Source organism: Treponema sp., from assembly GCF_052169735.1.
GTDB lineage: Bacteria > Spirochaetota > Spirochaetia > Treponematales > Treponemataceae > Treponema.
On the sequence record NZ_JBQNBW010000048.1, the window covers coordinates 1 to 20,398 of the forward strand.

General features: G+C 43.7%; 17 protein-coding genes. 3 read left to right on the top strand and 14 right to left on the bottom strand.

Going from position 1 to position 20,398, the window contains the following annotated elements:
- Positions 1 to 599 precede the first annotated feature (599 nt).
- Entirely contained in the window at positions 600 to 1,898 is a 1,299-nt protein-coding gene (locus ACTTJ8_RS08505; protein WP_442716504.1) for an NCS2 family permease, read from the top strand.
- Between the two features lie 193 nt (positions 1,899 to 2,091).
- Here ACTTJ8_RS08505 and ACTTJ8_RS08510 read toward each other — a convergent pair whose 3' ends face one another.
- From ACTTJ8_RS08510 to ACTTJ8_RS08565, 12 genes are all read right to left on the bottom strand, one after another.
- Positions 2,092 to 2,997 (bottom strand): NAD(P)-dependent oxidoreductase, encoded by a 906-nt coding sequence (locus ACTTJ8_RS08510; RefSeq protein ID WP_442719346.1) that lies wholly within the window; start codon positions 2,995 to 2,997, stop codon positions 2,092 to 2,094.
- A gap of 12 nt (positions 2,998 to 3,009) precedes the next feature.
- Positions 3,010 to 4,266: an Mbeg1-like protein gene (locus ACTTJ8_RS08515; RefSeq protein WP_442720908.1), complete on the bottom strand. Its 1,257-nt coding sequence runs from the start codon at positions 4,264 to 4,266 to the stop codon at positions 3,010 to 3,012.
- Positions 4,267 to 4,407: 141 nt separating this feature from the next.
- The gene (locus tag ACTTJ8_RS08520; protein ID WP_442720909.1) at positions 4,408 to 5,376 is read right to left on the bottom strand and encodes a ParB/RepB/Spo0J family partition protein; all 969 of its coding nucleotides are present in this window, start codon (positions 5,374 to 5,376) and stop codon (positions 4,408 to 4,410) included.
- Positions 5,369 to 6,124, bottom strand: a complete 756-nt coding sequence (locus ACTTJ8_RS08525) for a ParA family protein (protein WP_442719343.1) — start codon at positions 6,122 to 6,124, stop codon at positions 5,369 to 5,371. The genes ACTTJ8_RS08520 and ACTTJ8_RS08525 overlap by 8 nt, the downstream gene beginning before the upstream one ends.
- A 192-nt stretch (positions 6,125 to 6,316) precedes the next feature.
- Positions 6,317 to 8,377 carry a methyl-accepting chemotaxis protein gene (locus ACTTJ8_RS08530; RefSeq protein WP_442720910.1) on the bottom strand — a complete coding sequence of 687 codons (2,061 nt, stop codon included), beginning with the start codon at positions 8,375 to 8,377 and terminating at the stop codon, positions 6,317 to 6,319.
- A gap of 329 nt (positions 8,378 to 8,706) precedes the next feature.
- Entirely contained in the window at positions 8,707 to 9,831 is a 1,125-nt protein-coding gene (gene dxr / locus ACTTJ8_RS08535) for a 1-deoxy-D-xylulose-5-phosphate reductoisomerase (protein WP_442720911.1), read from the bottom strand.
- The gene (locus ACTTJ8_RS08540) at positions 9,828 to 10,679 is read right to left on the bottom strand and encodes a phosphatidate cytidylyltransferase (RefSeq protein ID WP_442716511.1); all 852 of its coding nucleotides are present in this window, start codon (positions 10,677 to 10,679) and stop codon (positions 9,828 to 9,830) included. The genes dxr and ACTTJ8_RS08540 overlap by 4 nt, the downstream gene beginning before the upstream one ends.
- Positions 10,676 to 11,356 (bottom strand): polyprenyl diphosphate synthase, encoded by a 681-nt coding sequence (gene uppS / locus ACTTJ8_RS08545; protein WP_442720912.1) that lies wholly within the window; start codon positions 11,354 to 11,356, stop codon positions 10,676 to 10,678. Before uppS ends, ACTTJ8_RS08540 begins: the two co-directional genes overlap by 4 nt.
- Positions 11,356 to 11,910 carry a ribosome recycling factor gene (gene frr / locus ACTTJ8_RS08550; RefSeq protein WP_442720913.1) on the bottom strand — a complete coding sequence of 185 codons (555 nt, stop codon included), beginning with the start codon at positions 11,908 to 11,910 and terminating at the stop codon, positions 11,356 to 11,358. Before frr ends, uppS begins: the two co-directional genes overlap by 1 nt.
- A gap of 9 nt (positions 11,911 to 11,919) precedes the next feature.
- Complete coding sequence (gene tsf, locus ACTTJ8_RS08555; RefSeq protein WP_442720914.1) at positions 11,920 to 12,756, bottom strand: translation elongation factor Ts; 837 nt, start codon at positions 12,754 to 12,756, stop codon at positions 11,920 to 11,922.
- 101 nt (positions 12,757 to 12,857) lie between these two features.
- Complete coding sequence (gene rpsB / locus ACTTJ8_RS08560; RefSeq protein WP_442716515.1) at positions 12,858 to 13,742, bottom strand: 30S ribosomal protein S2; 885 nt, start codon at positions 13,740 to 13,742, stop codon at positions 12,858 to 12,860.
- A 242-nt stretch (positions 13,743 to 13,984) separates the two neighbouring features.
- Positions 13,985 to 14,569 (bottom strand): Maf family protein, encoded by a 585-nt coding sequence (locus ACTTJ8_RS08565; protein WP_442720915.1) that lies wholly within the window; start codon positions 14,567 to 14,569, stop codon positions 13,985 to 13,987.
- Positions 14,570 to 14,866: 297 nt separating this feature from the next.
- Here ACTTJ8_RS08565 and mgtE point away from each other — a divergent pair, with 297 nt between their 5' ends.
- Together mgtE and ACTTJ8_RS08575 are read left to right on the top strand one after the other, a co-directional pair.
- The gene (gene mgtE, locus ACTTJ8_RS08570; protein WP_442716517.1) at positions 14,867 to 16,216 is read left to right on the top strand and encodes a magnesium transporter; all 1,350 of its coding nucleotides are present in this window, start codon (positions 14,867 to 14,869) and stop codon (positions 16,214 to 16,216) included.
- A gap of 25 nt (positions 16,217 to 16,241) precedes the next feature.
- Positions 16,242 to 16,868, top strand: coding sequence for a diacylglycerol/polyprenol kinase family protein (locus ACTTJ8_RS08575; protein WP_442720916.1), 627 nt, complete (start codon positions 16,242 to 16,244; stop codon positions 16,866 to 16,868).
- Positions 16,869 to 17,098: 230 nt separating this feature from the next.
- On the opposite strand, the gene ACTTJ8_RS08580 is transcribed toward ACTTJ8_RS08575, so the two are convergent.
- Positions 17,099 to 18,856, bottom strand: a complete 1,758-nt coding sequence (locus ACTTJ8_RS08580; RefSeq protein ID WP_442720917.1) for a hypothetical protein — start codon at positions 18,854 to 18,856, stop codon at positions 17,099 to 17,101.
- A gap of 232 nt (positions 18,857 to 19,088) precedes the next feature.
- A complete protein-coding gene (locus ACTTJ8_RS08585) occupies positions 19,089 to 20,258 on the bottom strand; it encodes a glycosyltransferase (RefSeq protein ID WP_442716520.1) in 1,170 nt (389 codons plus the stop codon).
- Positions 20,259 to 20,398: the final 140 nt, after the last annotated feature.

The window sequence follows — 20,398 nt, forward strand, 5'->3', positions numbered from 1 at the left end:
ACAAAACAAGAATTCCATATTTATCACGCATACTCCTGCATAAAATACTCATTTTTATGCTAATAAACCTTAAGTATTGACTAATAACTCTATTTAATGGGAAATACAATCTTTCAAAGATCAGCAGAACTTTGAAAGATAATTAAATTATATCACAGAAAATGTTTGATTACAAGAAAAATTATTTCAAATCTTGGCAGCCGTAAGAGAGGGGGTAGCTGAGGATCGCCTGCTTAAACGGCGATGAAACAGAAACCGATTTTTGACCGAGAGGGAAAAAATCGGTACAAATACAGGCTGCCCAAATCTTTCGGCAGGTTTAAGCAGGAAGCCGAAGCTCAGGGGGAGACTTCCCCCGCATAGAAAATTTCCGAACAGGTTTAATATAACAAGAGAGATTGCCAAAAACATCTTTTCATGCTAGAGTCGAAATCTGCTTCTCTTTTAGAGAACAGCAGAAATATTTTTTCGCTATTTTCTTTCATTTAGTGAGACAATAGCGTACCCCAGGGAAGGCACCGATTATTCCGGCATGCGGATTAATCAGTGCTTTTATATTTTAGGCTGACTGGTTACAAGTTATTCTTGAGGAGGCTTTTATGGAAAAACTCTTTCAGCTTCAGGCCCACAAAACAAATGCGAGGACTGAAATCATTGCAGGTATTACGACCTTCCTTGCAATGGCGTACATCCTCGCGGTCAATCCGCTTATTTTAGGCGATGCCGGATTGAATCCCGGGAGTGTATTTACTGCGACAGCATTATCGGCTGCTGTTGCGACCCTGATGATGGCTATCACTGCTAATCTGCCGGTGGCGCTTGCACCCGGTATGGGGTTGAATGCGTTCTTTACCTATACGGTTGTTATTGGTATGAAGTATTCACCCGCAACTGCATTGACGGCGGTCTTTCTGGAGGGAATCCTTTTTATCGTTCTATCCTTTTTTAATGTACGGGAAGCAATTATAGAATCGATTCCGCTCAATTTGAAAAAAGCGGTTGCCGCCGGTATCGGGCTGTTTATCGCGCTGATCGGTATGAAAAATGCTGAAATTATCATTGATAATCCTGCAACCTTTGTGGGGCTTGGCAATATCACTGCAGGTCCGGCGCTTTTGGGTATGCTCGGTTTAATCATCACCGGTATTCTCTTTGCAATGCGTGTACCCGGTTCAATCCTCCTCGGTATTCTGATTAGCACTGTGATCGGTATTCCGATGGGTATTACCATACCGGCTGGAGGTTGGAGCAACTGGTCAATTGTAAGCCTGCCTGCCGCCCCTTCTTTCTGGCGCTTCGATTTTAGTAATGTGTTTACCTTTCAATTTTTTACCGTTTTCTTTTCTTTCTTATTTGTTGATATTTTTGATACGGTCGGAACACTCGTCGGTGTTACCAACCGTGCCGGTTTAACTGATAAGAATGGAGAGATTCCGCGTGTAAAGCAGGCGCTCCTTTCCGATGCCATCGGAACAACTTTTGGCGCTATGTTGGGAACTTCTACCGTTACCAGCTTTGTTGAAAGCACATCAGGTGTTGCTGCCGGCGGAAGAACCGGCTTAACAGCACTGACAACAGGGGTATTCTTCCTTGTTGCCCTGATCTTTTCACCGGTATTCCTCTTAATCCCTGCGGCAGCAACAGCCCCTGCATTGATCATTGTAGGTTTTTTGATGCTCGGAGCAGCTGGGGAAATCGATTTTAAAGATCCTACGGAAGGTATTCCTGCATTCTTGACCATCGCGATGATGCCGTTTACCTACAGCATTGCTGAAGGTATCGTCTTCGGTATTTTATCCTATGTTATCTTAAAAGCCGGTACCGGTAAATTTAAACAGATACCAGTTGTAACATGGATATTGTTTGTAGTATTCATCCTGCGGATTATTCTTCAGTAAGTTTGAAAAACACAGCGGACAAAAGCAGCCGGTGTTCAACACTGAACTGCTTTTGTCTGTATTAAACCTGTTCGGAAACTTCCGTTTCTGAACAGGTTACCTTGAAATGCGATGTTCTAAATCGTGCTATTTGCGCGATGCGAGAACTCGTCGACCTATTCGAAAACGCAGTTATCGAATAGGTCTATTACCGCTAATGTAACGGCGGCATCTGTTCCTGCAGCTCCCTCCGATAATAATCATATAAAACATGAGTACCGAGGTTGGCATATCCGCTTGCGGTCATTTCATCAAAAAAACGCTGAGCGAGACGTAATAATGGTAAGTTGAGCTGTGCTTCACGGGCAGCATCAAGCGCAATGGACAGGTCTTTTAGAAAGTGCTTAACAAAAAAGCCCGGTGCAAAATCCCCTTCCAGCATTTTTGGTGCATTGTGGGTCAGCTGCCAACTTCCTGCAGACCCACCGCTAATAGTCTGCACAACCTGCTGCGGATTTAAGTTCATAGTTTCCGCATAGCGGAGCGCTTCAACTACGCCTATCAGATTTGCGGCTACGGCAATTTGATTAGCAGCCTTCGTATGTTGTCCGCAGCCGGCATGCCCCTGCAATGTCCACATATTCCCAATGCACCGGAAAAACGGCTCTGCCCGCTTGAATGCTTCTTCATCACCGCCGCACATGATAGATAATGTTCCATTCTTTGCACCGATGTCTCCGCCGGAAACGGGAGCATCCAATACAGCGATTCCCTTTGCCGCAGCCTCAGCATAAATCTTTTGCGCAAGTTGAGGCCGGGATGTTGTCATGTCAATACAAAGTGTCCCAGCGGCAGCATGTTCTAACACTCCATTTGCCCCTAAGTACACTTCTTCAACATCGGCAGGGTATCCCACCATTGAAAAAATAACGGAACATTGCTCAGCAAGTCCGGCAACGGAATCATGCCACTTTGCACCCTTTTCAAGAATACATCGGGCAGAGTTTTTGCGGCGCGAATAGACATGCATATTCGGATAGGAATCTATAAGCCGTGCTGCAATGCTATTCCCCATAACACCAAGCCCGACAAAACCGATAGATACTGCTGTATTACTCATACAAAGACCTCCTTAGTAGGAAATATAACGATTTTGAAAATCTGTCAAAAATTGCTGCATTGTCTGGGAGTCTTGTTTATCAGCTCCCTGTTTTTGATTTGTTCTGAGCGGAAAATGAGCGTAGACAGCCTCAAAAAAGTATTTTAGCACATTAAACATTTCCTTCCGCTGCTGTGAATCGATATTCCGCAGTTCTTTAAGGATATTCATCGAATGCGTTACCCCGTGTGCTGTTAATTCTGTCAGTGTTTCCGCCCCCGTGCTAAAGAGAATACCAAAAAGCGTTTCGATAAAGCCCTTGCGCTTTTGTTCATCCAGATGAGAAAGCCACGTCTGCACGGTATGCTCAGCAAAAAAACTGTCTTGTGTCCGGCCTGCTTTGTACGGTACAAAAGTATCCCGGGTTATTTGCCACGAAAAAGCATCATGCTGCCACAGCGTATTAGACTCGGCGCTTTCTATTACAGCAGCATGGGGAAAGTACGATAATAGCACACCGACAACAGATGATTGCGGAATAAATGCGCTGATTTTAGGAATAATAGCTTGAAATCCTGCGGTTTGCATCATATTAAATGCAAACCCGGGACTATCAAAGCAAAAAATCCGTTCAATATGCTGCTGCATTGCAGGTACAGCGGTGCCTGCAGTATAGAGTGCAAGGTTACCTCCTTTAGAATGACCTGCAAGATACAGCTTATGTGCCCCATCAGAGCCGCTTCTCTGTAAAATATCCGCAGGGTTATCCGGCAATTTCGACACGATTTGCTCACTTGTTTGCAAAAGTTTTGCAAGATAGCGCTGTGCTGCAGTGTGGGATGGAATAGGCTCGGATAACGATAAGAGACAATCCTCTTTCCACCCGATAATAGAGTCATCAGTACCCCGGTACACAACACATGTCTCTCCGGTAGGAAGTATTGCGGTGCAGGCAGCAAATTGCTTATCGGCGCTGCGGTCAACTTCATTGACAAAGCCTTTCAACAGTATAGAAGAAAACCGCTCAGCCTGTGCCGCTTCTTTCAAAAGGTCAGCACAGAGCGGATTGATAAATAAGCCGAATTCTTCCGGTGTACCTCGCACAGCAGCATTGCCATATCGCTGTGCTGCCTCCCCCAAAGAAATGCCGGCGCTAAAATCTTGAGGTACAATATCAGAAAGATTGAGATAGACAATCTGACAAAGAAGCAAGGCATCTACAGCATTAAATGGATGGAGCTCAAATGGGAGATCACCGCGCCACAATACATAATCACAAAGATTTGCCATACTCCTCCTTATTCCCATAATACCAGCAGATTAGACCTGTGCAGAAACGGAAGTTTTCGAACAGGGATATTGTATCAACTGCTGTAACGAGCGGGTTTGCAGCAGTACAGTGTCATTACCTTGATGATTGCTTTGTATAAACTATTTTGCTATGAGCTTATCATAGAGTGTATCGAGATCCGCGCGGGAAAAGTACGAAATATACACGATGCCTTTTTCAAGATCACCCTTAATTTCAACCTTAGTTCCCAGTGCATCAATAAACTGCTGCTCCATATCTTTTATAACAAACCGTGAGTCATCATCTGCGGGAGGTTTTGCAGACTGAGCCGGTTGCTTTTGTTCGGTACGCTTACCGTTTTTAAGCTGAGCTGCCTGCATTTCCGCTTCCCGCACAGACAGCCCCTGTTCGGTAATGCGGGTAAAAAGGATTTGCTGATCTGCCGGATTAACCAGTGAGAGAATTGCCCGTGCATGTCCCGCACTGAGAAAACCTTTTTCAAGCGCAGCCTGCATTCCATCCGGTAATTGCAAGAGGCGCATAGCATTCGCAACCGCAGACCGGCTCTTTCCGACCCGCTTAGCGGTTTCTTCCTGATTAAGCCCGGAAAGCTGCATAATTTCCTGGTATGCCTTTGCTTCTTCAATCGGATTGAGATTTTCCCGCTGAATATTTTCGATAAGTGCAATTTCCAGCTTCTTACTATTGTCAAATTCCCGGAAAATAACCGGAACTCGGCTCAGACCTGCTAATATGGCCGCCCGAGTACGCCGCTCCCCAGCAATAATATAATACTCATTCCCGTTTTTTTCCACGATAATAGGCTGAATAATGCCATGATCTTTGATAGACGCTGCCAGCTCCTGTAAACTTTCTTCATTAAAAGTGCGGCGGGGCTGAAAGGGATTTGGCTTTAAAAGCCGGGGATCAAGCTCTTGAGGAATCGGCGCGGGTGATGAAGCAACGGATGCCGTACCCGCGTGCACAGTTTCTGATGCTGCATTATTACCGTTTTCCGTATCAGACTGTATGTTGGTATCTAGCATGAGTTCCCCGGTACCGGAGGGGATTAAGGAATCAAGTCCTCTTCCTAAGGCAGGTCTAGGCATGCTCAAGTACCTCCTGCGCAAGTTTCTCGTAGCTGCGGGCGCCGATACAAGAGGCATCGTATTTGCAGATGGGTAAGCCATGGGAAGGAGCTTCCGAAAGGCGGACGTTGCGCGGAATAATGGTACTGCATACACGGTCTTTAAAATACGCAGTAACTTGCTGTACAACTTCCTGCGCTAATTTAGTCCGCGAATCGTACATGGTAAAGAAAATACCGCCGATCTTGAGATGCGGATTGATTTTTTCCTGCACTTTTTTAACGGTTTGCAGGAGGAGCGTTAAACCTTCCAGCGCAAAATACTCGCATTGCAGCGGAATAAACACTTCATCAGCCGCAGCGAGACCATTCAATGTTAAAAGTCCTAATGAGGGCGGACAATCAATAAGAATATAGTCGTACTCGTCCTTTACAAGCACAAGATTATCCCGCAGAAAAAATTCCCGAGCTTGCTGATCAACCAACTCTATTGTTGCACCCGATAAATTAATGTCTGCAGGAACAGCATATAAATCCTTTACCGCTGTCGAGCGGATTGTTTTTTGAATCGGTATTTTTCCCGCAATGACATCGTAGATATTCGGCTGTTTTTTGGTAATGCCGACCCCGGAGGACATATTTCCCTGCGGATCAAAGTCTACCAGCAGAGTTTTCTTACCTGCCTCTGCAAAATAAGCGCCGATATTCACAGCTGAGGTTGTCTTTCCAACCCCGCCTTTCTGATTGACAAAAACGATGCACTTCCCCATAGGGGATATTATACCGCATTTTCTAAAGAGATAAAAGAGTAGCGGAAATCTTATTTTCAAAAGCTATAATTCCGTAGTCTGCGAAATATAATCTCTCTAACTGATATGCTTGGTCTTCTTCTGAAAAATTTCACGCAAATAAAAGGCACCTGCAAAAATATTTATCATGCAGTTGCCCTACTCTATTGATCCTTACTCGACCTTAAATTTACCAACTTCGTATGCAAGGGTATCGGCACTGCGCTTATTCTTTTGACTCACCGCACTGACATCTTGTATCGCCGTATTAATCTGAGCTGTCGCTGCTGCCATTTTATTCATGCTGTCGGTAATAATCTGAGTCATCTCATTCAGTTTATGCATCTCTGCGGCGACACCTTTACCGCCTCTCAGCATAGCCTGCGAACCGGACTGAACTTCCGCCGTTACCGAATTGATTGTCTCCATCGCTTTCAGCACTTCTTTACCGCCGGACTCCTGCTCACGCATTACTTCCATAATCTTCGCACTCATATTCCGCACTTCTTCGGACAACTCAAAAATAGTGTTAAACTTGCCTTCAACAAGGGCTGCAGAAGAGCCTATACTTTCAATCTCTCCACTGAGGTTTTTAAGCGTGGTAGAAATATTCTTTCCCTGCATACTGGATTCTTCAGCCAGTTTTCTAATTTCATCTGCGACAACCGCAAACCCCTTCCCTGCTTCACCCGCGTGGGCAGCCTCAATCGCAGCATTCATCGCTAACAAGTTGGTTTGGCTTGCAATATGCTGAATAACGCTTGATGCTTCTATCAAACTGCCTGATTCTTCCGCTATTTTCTGCGTTGCAGCTGTTGAAGAGATAAGAGTTTCCTTTCCATCCGCTGTTGCGCGGACAAGCCGTCTCACAGCAAGGTTACTCTGCTCCAAACTCTTAGTAACCGCACTGATATTTTTGACCATCTGCTCTACTGATGAAGAAGACTCTGCAACACTTGCAGCTTGGTTTTCTATACTCTCGTTGAGTGCATCTATTGTCCGAATAATATCTTCGATTGTAGCCGCTGTAGCACGAACACTTGACGCTTGTGTTAACGCCTGTTCTTGAACCCCATCAATATTTCTACTGACATCCCGAACAGATTGGACCGTAACAAGCATATCTCCAGCAAGCTTTTCTCCAACATCCTGTATTGAATATGCACTCTTATTAACCGTTTTGAGTGCGCTACCGACCTTTTCCAAGGTCTGATTAAAATACTCCGACAAATCAGTGATTTCGTCATTTCCCCTCAACGGGAGCCGTGTTGTCAAATCCCCTTCACTTTCTGCAATATTCCGCATTGCAAAAACAGTTCTTCTAAACGAAGCAGCCAACCTCATTGAGAAAAAATAGATGATAATAAGAGAGAGAACTAAAATGATCACCCCCACTAAAATAACAGAATTACGGAGCGCCATGATTTCCGACATAACAGAATCGTATCGGTCATAGATGACAAGCGTCCAATTTGCCGTAGGAATCTTAGTATAAGATGCAACCATATTTACACTGCGCTTTGTATAGGAGCCGAAATCAGCAGCAGTTGCTTCAATCGCTTTTTTCTCAAAAGCTGCAACACTCGTATAAAAAGGATCGTTTTTTGCCGCCTCTATCGCATTTTCTTGGTTCTCGGCAATGGCAACATTTATATTGTCGGCAATAACCGTTCCGGTTCTTCCTAAAATATAGCAGCCGCTTGTGGTACTCGTTTTAACATCAGTTATAAGCTCGCTTAACCATTCAGCCAAGACTGTTGCATTCAATACCCCAGAGACAGCATGCTGAGCATCATAAATAGGAACGGCAAACACAATGAGGAACTTATTATAAGAACGGGACAGCAGCGGCTCGGAAATAAAGCGCTTGCCGTCCTTGGCAGCGAGGAACCATGGCCGATCACGAATATCGACTTTCTTTCCGGTTGCGGTGATCCGTACACCGGTTGTATCATAGAGATTCACCTGTTTAATATCAGTTTGAAAAAGAGCCTTGCTATTCAGTACCGCCATTTTTTCTTCATAAGATGCCGTAGAATCACTCAGAATTGGAATAGCAGCAAGTTCTTCAATAAAGTTAAAATATGTTTGAATACTGATTTCTATCTTGTCAACAGTGCTGCCTGCCTTATCTATAAAATGATTCTTTATGCGGGCTTTCACTGCATCTTGCGCAGTTTTTACTGAAAAACTGATTGCTACTGTCAACGAAACAATGAGTAATGTCCCAAACATTAGGGTTATTTTCCTACTGATTGAAAAGCGAGTTTCACTTCTTTTGCTATAAACTTTTTTACTCATGACACAATCTCCTCTCTTTTTATCAAGCAAGATATCGGGCATCTCTAAAAACTTGGTTAGCTGTTTAGAGATGCCCGCATAGTCTTTATAAAATAAAACTACCGTACCAACAGTAGTTTTACCGGTACACGGCTGACGCCCAAAACCGAAATTTTCAGAGTCACCCTGTAAAAGCAACACAGTACATATATTATATATTCTCTTGATAGGATAGGTAAAGAGGTATTTTAGATATTATGCGCAGTAACATTGCCGGACAAGCATTACCGAAGACTTCCAAGAAGCTTAGCGGCGCTATTGCGGGCTTCTGCATCAATATGCATCACCTCGCGGATAGTCTGCGGTGCAGTGTTCCAATCTTCCTCCATGACACGGGCAGTAATCTCACTTAATTGTATAAACCGGAGCTGTCCGGCAAGAAAGGCTGCAACAGCACATTCATTTGCCGCATTAAAAGCAATCGGATAGCCGGCTTTTTTACGGGCAGCAGTAAAACCGAGTTCCAGCAAGGGAAAATCCTCTGTGCGAGGCGGCTCAAAATGGAGATCGAATGGGTTGGTAAAGTCAAGCGGAGCAAGGTAAGGAGGCGGTTCTTCCGGATAACTGAGAGCTGCAAAAATAGGATTACGCATATCCGGCGGAGACAGCTGAGCATATACTTCGCCGCCTGTCAGCTGCACCAGAGAGTGCACGATACTGGAGGGATGCACTGCCACGGTGATCCGGTCTGCCGGTATATCAAACAAATTGACCGCCTCAATCACCTCCAATGCCTTATTTGCAAGTGAAGCAGAATCGACCGTAATTTTCGCGCCCATGCTCCATGTCGGATGTTTCAGTGCATCATCTACCTGCACTTCTTGAAGACGTTCCCGCGACCATGTCCTAAAGGGACCGCCCGATGCAGTAATAATTAGCCTTGCAATGTTTTCTTGTCTATGTGCCCGTATCAGGCTATACAACGCAGAATGTTCAGAATCTACCGGAACAATAACCGTACCATGCTTTTCCGCCTCATACTGTAAGAGGTGCCAAGCCATTACTATGCTTTCTTTATTCGCTAAGGCAAGCTGCCGATGCGTTTTTACGGCTATCATCGACGCAGCTAAACCGGCAGCCCCGGCAATCCCATTGACCACGATATCAGCAGGGGTTGTGTTTAAAAAGGACTCGAGGCTGCGGTGTTCTTCCCCGTAAAGTGCAGCTGCAGCAGGTTCCGTTACTGCAAAACGTGTAAAAGCGAATTCGGCACGCAACATCTCAAGCGCTTTATAGTTCGCATGTACGGAGACTCCTGCGAGGGAAAAACGGTCAGGAAACCGGCGGATAATGTCGATTGTATTTTTACCGATAGTACCGCTTGCACCGAGAACAATAACCTTTTTCATACAACACCGATACAAAAGCGGTAGCATAGATAAAAGACAGGGGCGGCAAACAGAATAGAATCGATACTGTCAAGTATACCGCCGCGTCCCAGTATCAGAGCGCCGGAATCTTTTACTTCAGCAGAGCGTTTAAAAATAGATTCGATAAGATCGCCCACAATAGCTGCAATCCCGGTGCAAAACCCCGTAATGAGTGAACCGCTCAAACTCTTCCCAAAGGAAGCAGGAAAGACTTTATAAGCAAAAAAACCGAGCGCTACTGAAGTTAACAAACCGCCGATAAAACCTGCAAGACTCTTGTTGGGACTTGCAGGTACAAAACCACGGTTTCCTTTACCGAACAGTATACCGAACAGCCACGCAAGGGAATCACAGGCAAAAACCATCAGTAAAAAGGTTGCTATAATGGATGAAGCTCCATTCCAGCGGGTCATTGCAGACATAAATATGACAAAAAAACCCGGATAGCAGATCATAAACACAGCGGAACAAAGCCGCTGAATACTTTTTTCAAAAGGTTTGGTAAACGAATAAAACGTTTCTACAAAAAAGATATAATAAACTGTACCAATACCCATCAGTACAAGTCCTGCACGTGAAAGTATCTGAAGAGTATGCAGATAGAGACTGACCGGAATAATGAGTCCGGCAATCAGGATAACAGGAGTAGAATAGACGGCTATTTTCCGGGAAAACATTACACGGATTTCGATAAGTGAAAGTGCAGTTACCAAGAGGATTTCAAGATGAAGTATTGCAAAATGATAGTAAGGCAGAAAATAAACCGAACCGACAACTAACGGTAAGCCGATAGCAAATACGGTTAAGCGTTCTAGGATTTTTCTCATACAATCCCTCCGAATCTCCGTGTCCTTTTTGCATAAGAATCCAGCGCTTCCATAAAATGAGCGGGGGTAAAGTCAGGCCATAGAACATCGGTACTGTAAAATTCAGCATATGCAGTTTGCCACAGCAAAAAATTACTAAGCCGTTTTTCTCCTCCGGTTCTTATGACCAAATCCACAGGAGGAACCCCAGCAGTATCAAGCAGCGTCTCAAAATCAGCTTCTGTCAATTCTTCAAGCGGTTTACCGCTCAGCTTGCGGACAGCACGGACAATTTCATCCCTGCCGCCGTAATTGATTGCAAGCTGAACAGTTGTTCCTGTGTAATGAGCGGTTTTTGCAGCTATATCGGCAAGCTCCACCTGAATTTCATGCGGAAGCGCTGCTGCTTCACCGATATGCCGTACACGGATACTATTTGCAGCATAAAAGGCAAGCTCAGCGCGGAGATGTTTTTGAATTAACCCCATCAAGAATCCGACCTCCCCCTCCGTCCGCTTCCAATTTTCCGTTGAAAATACGTAGAGAGTAATATACGGTATACGAAGATCAGCTGCAGTTTTTACAATCTTCTTTGCAGTCTCCAATCCTTCCTGATGCCCCTTTGTACGGGCTAATCCCCGCTGCTGAGCCCATCGCCCGTTACCGTCCATGATGACGGCAATATGCTGCACTGTCATTAGCCTTCCAGAATTTCTTTTTCCTTTTCGGCAAGGAGTTTATTGATGTCGTTAATATGAGCGTCGGTTGCCTTTTGGAATTTTTCTTCCGCACTCTTTAAGGCATCTTCACTTAAAATCCCTTCTTTCTGCTGCTTTTTTGCCTCATCAATCCCATCGCGCCGGATATTGCGGATGGCAACACGGCACTGCTCTGCAAGGTTTTTTGCTTGCTTAGCCAGTTCTTTCCGGCGCTCTTCTGTCAGAGGAGGAATAGAAATACGAATCAGCTTGCCGTCATTTGCAGGATTGAGTGAAAGCTCAGACTTGAGAATCGCTTTTTCGATTTCACCCAACAGAGACTTATCCCATGGCTGGATAACTACTAAACGGGCTTCCGGGATGGACACGGTCGCTACCTGATTGAGCGGTGTCGGCTGCCCATAACAGTCAACCCGTATCTTATCAAAAAGAGATGCCGAGGCGCGTCCTGTTCTCAAGCCGTTAAACTCATCCTTGAGAGCAGCTATCGACTTCTTCATTTTTTCTTCATAGACACTATGAATATCGCTCATACCTAGCCTCTATTGCCCAAGCTGCCACAAAATAAGCTTTGACAGGCTGATCTTTGCACCAAGCTGTTTGCCGACGTCCGCCATTTTTGCTGCCACAGAAACTTTATCATCCTTTACAAAGGCTTGCTCTAGGAAGCAAATTTCTGCTAAGTGCTTATTCAGCTTACCCTTTACAATTCCTTCTTTTACGTTTGCAGGCTTATCCAGTTCAGCTGCCTGTCCGCGGAACACTTCAAGCTGTTCGTCGATATATGCTTGGTCAACATCGTCTTTTCGTACATACAAGGGATTAAATGCAGCAGCATGGAGACAGCAATCATAAGCAAATTCTTGAAGCGCTTTGTCAGCCAATGCATCCGGCTTATCTGATTTCAACACTACCACAGCGCCGGTTTTTTTGTCGGAGTGAACATAGTGTGCAATATATTCATCGCCTGCTGCCTGTACTGCAGTTAAACGGCGCAAGCCCATATTCTCACGTACACGGGTTGCAAGATCAAGTACCATATCGCTTAGTTCTTGCTGTACATCGGTATAGCCTTTTTCCAATGCGGTTTCGGCAATTTTATCTCCTACAGCGATAAAGTCCGCATTTTTTGCAACAAAGTCCGTTTCGCAGGTCAATTCTGCCATAACAGCTTTGGAAGCGGTTGTTTTAATAACGATAATCCCTTCAGAGGTTGCGCGGTTTGCCCGTTTTTCAACAGCAGCAAGTCCCTTTTCTTTGAGATATTTTTCCGCTTCTTTTGCATCACCATTGCATTCCTGCAGCGCTTTTTTACATTCCATCATACCGGCACCGGTTTTTTCACGCAGCGCCTTTACATCAGATGCTTTTATTTCCATTATTATTATCTCCTTACATTAACTCTTTATAAGAAAAATTGAAAACTGAACACAAACCACCGCCAAGCGCCTTATGCTCAGCGGTTTTACGCATAGTTTCTCTAGCGGTCCCCGTACAGCTCATCTTCGTCGATTAACGAACTGCTGCTGTCATCGGCATCGTTATCAGCCTCCTGTTTTTCGGTAGGCGTATAATTTGAGTAATCGGTAATTTCTTCATCTTCGCGGTCTTGATAGGGATCAATGCCGGAATCGTTGAAGCCTTCATCACCATCTTGTAAGTTTTCGATGATCTTTAAGCCGCTTTCGTTGTCAGCTTCGATGACTGCATTGGCAATAATCTGTGTAAACAGAGAGATAGAGCGGATTGCATCATCATTACCGGGAATCGGATAGTTAATGCCTTCAGGATTACAGTTTGTATCAACGACTGCAACGATCGGAATACCCATACGGCGTGCTTCGCTGATGGCAATGGTTTCTTTCCGTGTATCAATAATAAAAATAATACCGGGCAGATCCTTCATTTCTTTGATGCCGCCGAGGTTTTTCTCCAGCTTTGCTTTTTCCTTCTGCAGTACCGCTACTTCTTTTTTGGTAAGGCTGTCAAAAGTACCGTCATTTTCCATTTTTTCGATTTTCTTAAGACGGGCAAGACTTTTTTTGATGGTAGAAAAGTTAGTCAGCATTCCACCCAGCCAGCGGTTATTAACATAGAACATACCGCAGCGTTCCGCTTCTTTTGCGATAGTTTGCTGTACTTGTTTTTTTGTTCCGACAAACAAGACCGATTTTCCTGCTGCGGTTGTCTTGCGTACCGCCTCGTATGCTTCACGGATTGCCGTGATTGTCTTCTGCAAATCAATGATATGAATACCGTTCCGTTCCGCAAAAATGTATTTCTTCATACGCGGATCCCAACGTTTTACCTGGTGCCCAAAGTGAACACCTGATTCAAGCAGGTTTTTCATGGTTACTACTGCCATGGTTACTCCTTCACGAGCTTATTACAAGCCCATCCTTCTCTATTTCTCTAAAAATACGCTTTCTTCAAAACAACGCGTATTCTAGGATATTTTTGGCGCTGCCGAGGGGTAAACCCCTTTGCAGTACCGATTTCACAGGTTCACAGTTTTCAGCTCAAGCAAGAAGCTCGACACGGCTTGTGGGTAGTAACCCGCCGTACGAATAAAAAAACGCTAAAACACCAGCGTTTTGCCCCATCCTCTTAACTGAAGACATACCCATGCTCAGTCAAAATATCATATAACTCATAAATAGGCAAGCCTACAATACCGCTGTATGAGCCGTTTATTTTCGTAATAAAACAGGCAGCAGTGCCTTGGATTCGGTATCCGCCTGCTGCCCCCTGCCACTCGCCGGTGCTTAAAAACCATTCGATTTCGGCATCGGAGAGGGTTTTAAAAAACACCTCTGAACTGTTGGTACGGGTTGAAATATGCCGGAGCTTTTCGTCATAACAGCAGATAGCCGTTATGACCCGGTGGGATGTACCGGAATACGATCGCAGCATTGCCCGCGCATGTTCGGCATCGGTTGGTTTTCCCATCGGCTGCCCTTGTGAAAAAATGAGCGTATCTGCTGCGATAATCCACGGGGTATTAATTTTTAAAGGTGAGCGCAACACAGCCTCCGCCTTCCGTAATGCAATGTCCTCTACGGCTTGCTCAGGAGAAAGGTCTGTATCAAAAAACTCATCGGTTTCTGCCGGAATGCAGATAAAGGGAATATTCAAACGCCGCAAAATGTCTTGACGCTGCGGAGACTTTGACGCAAGTATAATCGGTTCCATCGTTTTAAGTATAAAAGAGGAATTTTAAAAATGCAAGCAAAAAATAGCGCAGGGTAAACGCAGTAGTCTTTTGAACAGCGGCTTAACACCTATCCGAGGAAACGATTGAACTATGAAATTTCCAATCAACAACTCCGGCGCGGCTTGTGAATATTAACCCGCACGAATAAAGAGCACCGGAAAGAGCATAAAAATCCTTTTTGAGGCAATACCTCTTGCAATTTACACTATTCTTTGGATGCTATATGCGAAGTTGTTGATTCGTGCTGCTTTTTTCGTGTATAATTATCGTATATTATGGTAGACAAAACGGAAGAAATGGAGCGGATTCAAAATCTGCTGAACAATAGACACTATGTTGCCCTCATTGCAGAGCTTGCTGAAATGAACGCAGTAGATGCGGCTGAAATTCTTGATAATGAAAAGGCTGCCAATGCTGTGCTGCTTTTCAGAATGCTTCCTAAAGACTTAGCAGCAGAGGTTTTCGCCCTACTTTCAAGCGAACAGCAGAGCGCTTTTATTACATCAATTACCGATAACGAGCTTGGACCTATCCTCCATGAACTTGCTTTTGATGATGTGGTTGACCTGGTAGAAGAAATGCCGGCGAATGCCGTCAGAAAAATCCTGCTCAATTCCGGTGAGGAAGAGCGTAAACTCATCAATCAGTTTTTAAAATACCCTCCTGATTCTGCCGGCAGTTTGATGACCATTGAATATGTGAGTCTCAAAAAAAATATGACAGTTAAAGAAGCGCTCAGCTATATCCGGGAAACAGGGTTGAAAAAAGAAACAATCTACACCTGTTATGTAACTGATGCAAACCGGGTGCTTGAAGGCATCGTGTCTTTAAAAGAGCTGGTTTTAGCACCTGAACATGAACTAATCGAAAATATCTTTGAAAGCGAATGTATCTACGTTAATACGCATGATGATCAAGAAACAGTTGTAACTGTTTTCAAAAAATATGCATTTTTAGCCCTGCCGGTTGTCGATACCGAAAAACGGCTTATCGGTATCATCACTGTTGATGATGTAATGGATGTCATGGAGCAGGAAGCTACGGAAGACTTTCAGATTATGGCAGCTATGCAGCCTTCGGAAGATGCCTACCTGGATACCAGTGTGTTTCAGCTTGCCCGGCACCGTATCGGTTGGCTGATGCTCTTAATGGTATCGGAAACATTCACCGGTAAGATTATTGAACACTATACCGAGCTGCTCGCAACGCTCACCATTCTTACTTCGTTCATCCCTATGCTGATGGATACGGGCGGTAATTCAGGCAGCCAGTCTTCTACATTGATTATCCGCGGGCTTGCAACCGGCGAAATACGGCTGCGGGATTGGATGAAAGTTTTATGGAAGGAATTCCGCATTGCATTGATGGTTGGTGTGCTGCTGGGGCTTACAATTTTTGCAAAATCATACATGATCGACCGCAAACCGGTACTTATGTCAGCAACGGTAGGATGTACCCTAGTAATAACAGTTATGATTGCTAAATTAACCGGCTGTTTGCTGCCTATCTTGGCAAAACGGCTGAAACTGGATCCTGCTATTATGGCTGGACCGCTCATCACCACGATAGTTGATGCAGTCAGTCTCATGGTCTATTTTAAGATAGCCGGGCTGTTGTTGTTTTAACGCTGTAGGGTAAAAAAGGCATCCTATGAAGTGGGCTGAACGGTTCCGATTCCGGACTTTTTCGCATACGGCAAGTGTAGATGAACTACTGACAGAGCTATTCAGGAAGTCTATTCACCTGTCTTCCGCGGTTGTAGTTCTCTTTGCCGAACGCTGGTACATAGCAACAGTTACCGGTATTATCGGGATAAGCATCCTTTATTGTATTTCGGAATTACTCCGTATGCACCGGCATGAGCTGTTCTTTATTGCAAAAATAACCCGTTATGCTTCCCGAAAGCGGGACAAGGGGCGATTTGTACTCGGTCCCTTGATGCTTGCCTGCGGAACCCTCGCAGCGCTGATCATTTTTCCCCTGCACACAGCAAAGATCGCAATTTTTGCTCTTGCATTCGGAGACGGACTTGCAAGTCTTGTAGGAAAGCGATTTGGAAAGATTTGCCTCGCTTTCTTCCGCGATAAAACCGTTGCAGGAAGCCTTGCGTGTTTTTGTGCGGTATTTCTTTCATCCCTTGCCGTGAGCAAAAGCCTTTGGAAAAGTCTTATCCTTGGGATCGCAGGAACTTGTATCGAAATGCTCCCGCTCAAAGATTACGACAATCTCCTCATCCCGCTTGCCATCGGTTTTCTTAGCTTGCTGCTCCGCGCTTAAGGCGCAGCGGCTACAGCTAGTAAGAACTCTCTGTATAATACCGCACAACACAGTATCCGCTGTACCTGCCGATGCCCTTGCTTTTCCTTTGCGTATTTAGCATCTTTGCGGTTTATTCGTGCGGCGGGTTAATACTCACGTGCCGCGACGGAGGCACTGCTTTTCAAAGAAACCGCGGAGGGCAGAGGACACAAAGATTTGGAAGGGGCATCGGGAGAAAACACATTTTTCTAATACGCAACTTCTGCACTGAGCCGAATATAGTGATTAAACTGTTTTCCTTTTGCATTGGCGCGCCAGTTTTCCAGCTGCCGTGCAGCCTCTTTTCTTATTTCCGCTTCTCCAATATCTGCTATGGATTTATTAGCCCATCCTTTTGACGTATCGCTCGGTAAATAGACGTTGTTCCGCACCCCCGGATTAATGTTTGTTTCAAACACATAACCGAGTTTAAACAGCATATATCCGCCTGACTTTACAATCGGTAAATGGCAGCTGACATCAAATGCAAGCTGATTTATATACTGGATAGTCTTCTGCTGCATAAAGGGCGTTGCATAGAGAAAGGCGTGATTTTTCCATACAGTGCTGCCATTTGCAGCATCTCTGCTTGTGATAGTAGGATGGTTAAATACAGAACCATCCGTTGTATAGTTTCTTTCCAGATAATCTTTTATCATCCCAATATCTGCAATACTTTCAGTTGTATTAGCATGACGGATAAAGGTGTCGGAAATATCTATATCAAACCCATAAAGAGGACGAAATTTCAGTTTAAGATAAATTCTATCTGAATTAGGGTCCAAGTTAGTACCAAGCGGAGCACCATGGTGTGTATAATTCTGATAATTCGGCTTATTTTGGTTATGATCATCAACATGCGTATACATATACGGCATTACAAGGGTATAATTTAAGTCAACAAAAGAGAACCAGTGCGTATTCGGCATGGTATAAGATACCCCAAATTCTCCGGCTATTCGGAAGCGAGCGTCTGTAAACTTCAGAACTTCATTAAGGCCCAAATCATCAACATAAAAAGCTGAATCAAAACGCAAACCTTTTACGGGTTTTATAGTTGCACTTAATCCGATCAATGAATTATCCGGGAAGTGATATACACTTTGCCCAAGGAAAAAAGCCGAGAAAGGAATTAAATACATCGGCTCAAACCGGCCTCCGTAACTCATTGTATCAATGATGGAAAAAGAAAGCCATGATAGCGGCCGAATATCGATGGAATGTGAGGCTATAAACTTCTGCGGCCCGATACCGGTTTTATAGTCGTTTGTTGCCGAAAGTAATAATAACACTTGATTATATGCCCACTTTTTCTTATTGACCGCTAAAATAAAATGCCCTGCATGGAATGCGTCGCGGGAAATAAAAATACCGCTGTCATGGAATGGACCATAAGAAGTCCGCCCTAAGCCGGCAGTAAAATAATATTCTGCAGTACCAAATGTTGCCGAAGTATTAAACGCTGGGAGTATTTTAAGCTTACCGATATTTCCTGCATCATCAGCAATATCTTTTTGCGAATAGGAATATGCCGGTAACAAAGTTTCATTATCCAATGTATTCATAACATTAACACTCAGATAAGCGGAGATCGTTAAAAACTTCATTACCGAATAGTTAAGTGTACCAAAAGGCGTTATAAAAAATTGTTTTTTGCTGCCGCGTGAAGCAAAATTAAATTCTGTTTTTCCCCCAACATGAAACGCACGCTGAAAGAACCGTGCCTGATATTCGGCTGCTTTCCGCCGTTGTCCTGCATCGCCTTTTTCGATAACGATTTGCAGCAAACGTTCAATTTCTTGCAGCGGATATGGTCTAATACTTGGTGCATCATTGATTAAGCCGCTTCCTTCCCATATCGATAAATCGTCATAAAAGGGATCAAATAAATCTACCGGAGCTTGCGCGAATAGGTGTGTTTGATAGGCTGCGGCAAAAAGCAAGACCGCACACAAAAATTTTTTCATCGTATTCCTCCTGACTAAACCGTACTATTTCTTTATGTAACAATAGGTTCTTCATAATAACAATAGGGCATCTCGAAAAACTCGATTAGCTTTTAGAGATGCCCTATTATCAGTCCATAAAATTGAACAACTGAACAAAGTGCTAACCTTGGCGATTGTTCAATTCGTGCGCGAACAGCGCATACACCACCCATCGACATTTGCAATAAGCAAAGCCGACGGGTGACTTCATTTAATTGCTTTGGTGCTTAAATGTATTGATCGCTTCATTATACACTGCAATAACGTTCTTGCCAAACTCTTCATCAGAGTAATGCTGTATGTTTTTATAGGCAGCCTGCGCAAATACTTGTAATTTTTCAGGGTTCTGTATTGCATAGAGTATTTTGTCCGTCAACTGTTCTGAGGATTCAAAAAGCAGTCCCGAAACATTATTCAGAATAATACCTTTAACATTTGTATCATTGTACACAAGAACAGGAACTTTTCTTTCGATTGCTTCAAAGATTGATAAGCCCTGTGTTTCTGTTTTTGAAGGGCTAATAAATAAATCAGCTAAAGCAAAATAATCATCTATATCTTTATGCTCTACTTTACCGGTAAATACAATATATTGTGCAATATTTTTTGATTTAACTTTTTCTTTTATTGCTTCAAAATAAGGACCTGCCCCGACAATAAGGAGTCTGATCTTATCATCTTTTTGTATCAAATCCGGTAAGACATCGATCAGCATATCTATATTCTTTTCTAACGATATCCTTCCTAAAAAAAGTAATATAAAATGTTCTTTAGAAAAACCTAACCGTTCAAGTAAGGCTTGTTTTTTCTTCACAATCGTTTTATCTGAATCACGAGAAAATTGTATACCGGTAGGAATAACAAAAATTTTGTTTTTTACTCCATAAGTGCATAAGAGCTGCTTCGTTTTCTCGGATGGAACGATCACTGCAGAATAAGAGCGCAAAAAAAAATTTGACCACTTGCGGACAACATCCTTTAATAAAGGGGTTCCTACGGCTGCAATATAATGGGTATAGTCTTCATATTGAGTATGATATGTATGTATTAACGGTATATTACGGCGTGCGGCTATTTTTTTGCCCAGTTTTCCGATAGAAAACTCCGTATGTGTATGGATTATATCAAAATCGAGGGAATGTATTTGTTTTCGCGCTCTGATAGCAACAAAAGGAAGAGCAAATCTAAATTCCGCCCATCTAAAAAATGAGATTGATGGTATGGAGATTACATTATGGGTATCCGTATTGCCGGAATCTTTCCCCGTAATAATATAAACTTGGTGACCGGATTGTTCCAGCGCGTTTTTTAATATCAATATTGATACAACCACCCCATTGACTTGAGGGTAATAGCAATCAGTAAAAATACCTATTTTCATCTCTTCATCAAATCATCTCAAATATTCGCGCTAGGATAGTATGTTTTTAACGAGTCTGTCAAGTATTTTGCTGAAAAGCTACAGGGGCGGTAAGTTGTAAAATAAAATGCCCCAAAAAAGGAGAAAAGAAACGGTTCACC

Coding starts and splice junctions, on each gene's coding strand:
- tsf (WP_442720914.1), bottom strand. CDS start 12,756: ATGGAAATAAAAGCATCTGATGTAAAGGCGCTGCGTGAAAAAACCGGT.
- ACTTJ8_RS08525 (WP_442719343.1), bottom strand. CDS start 6,124: ATGGGGAAGTGCATCGTTTTTGTCAATCAGAAAGGCGGGGTTGGAAAG.
- ACTTJ8_RS08565 (WP_442720915.1), bottom strand. CDS start 14,569: ATGGAACCGATTATACTTGCGTCAAAGTCTCCGCAGCGTCAAGACATT.
- ACTTJ8_RS08515 (WP_442720908.1), bottom strand. CDS start 4,266: ATGGCAAATCTTTGTGATTATGTATTGTGGCGCGGTGATCTCCCATTT.
- ACTTJ8_RS08580 (WP_442720917.1), bottom strand. CDS start 18,856: ATGAAAAAATTTTTGTGTGCGGTCTTGCTTTTTGCCGCAGCCTATCAA.
- uppS (WP_442720912.1), bottom strand. CDS start 11,356: ATGACAGTGCAGCATATTGCCGTCATCATGGACGGTAACGGGCGATGG.
- rpsB (WP_442716515.1), bottom strand. CDS start 13,742: ATGGCAGTAGTAACCATGAAAAACCTGCTTGAATCAGGTGTTCACTTT.
- ACTTJ8_RS08540 (WP_442716511.1), bottom strand. CDS start 10,679: ATGAGAAAAATCCTAGAACGCTTAACCGTATTTGCTATCGGCTTACCG.
- ACTTJ8_RS08575 (WP_442720916.1), top strand. CDS start 16,242: ATGAAGTGGGCTGAACGGTTCCGATTCCGGACTTTTTCGCATACGGCA.
- frr (WP_442720913.1), bottom strand. CDS start 11,910: ATGAGCGATATTCATAGTGTCTATGAAGAAAAAATGAAGAAGTCGATA.
- ACTTJ8_RS08530 (WP_442720910.1), bottom strand. CDS start 8,377: ATGTTTGGGACATTACTCATTGTTTCGTTGACAGTAGCAATCAGTTTT.
- ACTTJ8_RS08520 (WP_442720909.1), bottom strand. CDS start 5,376: ATGCCTAGACCTGCCTTAGGAAGAGGACTTGATTCCTTAATCCCCTCC.
- mgtE (WP_442716517.1), top strand. CDS start 14,867: ATGGTAGACAAAACGGAAGAAATGGAGCGGATTCAAAATCTGCTGAAC.
- ACTTJ8_RS08510 (WP_442719346.1), bottom strand. CDS start 2,997: ATGAGTAATACAGCAGTATCTATCGGTTTTGTCGGGCTTGGTGTTATG.
- ACTTJ8_RS08585 (WP_442716520.1), bottom strand. CDS start 20,258: ATGAAAATAGGTATTTTTACTGATTGCTATTACCCTCAAGTCAATGGG.
- dxr (WP_442720911.1), bottom strand. CDS start 9,831: ATGAAAAAGGTTATTGTTCTCGGTGCAAGCGGTACTATCGGTAAAAAT.
- ACTTJ8_RS08505 (WP_442716504.1), top strand. CDS start 600: ATGGAAAAACTCTTTCAGCTTCAGGCCCACAAAACAAATGCGAGGACT.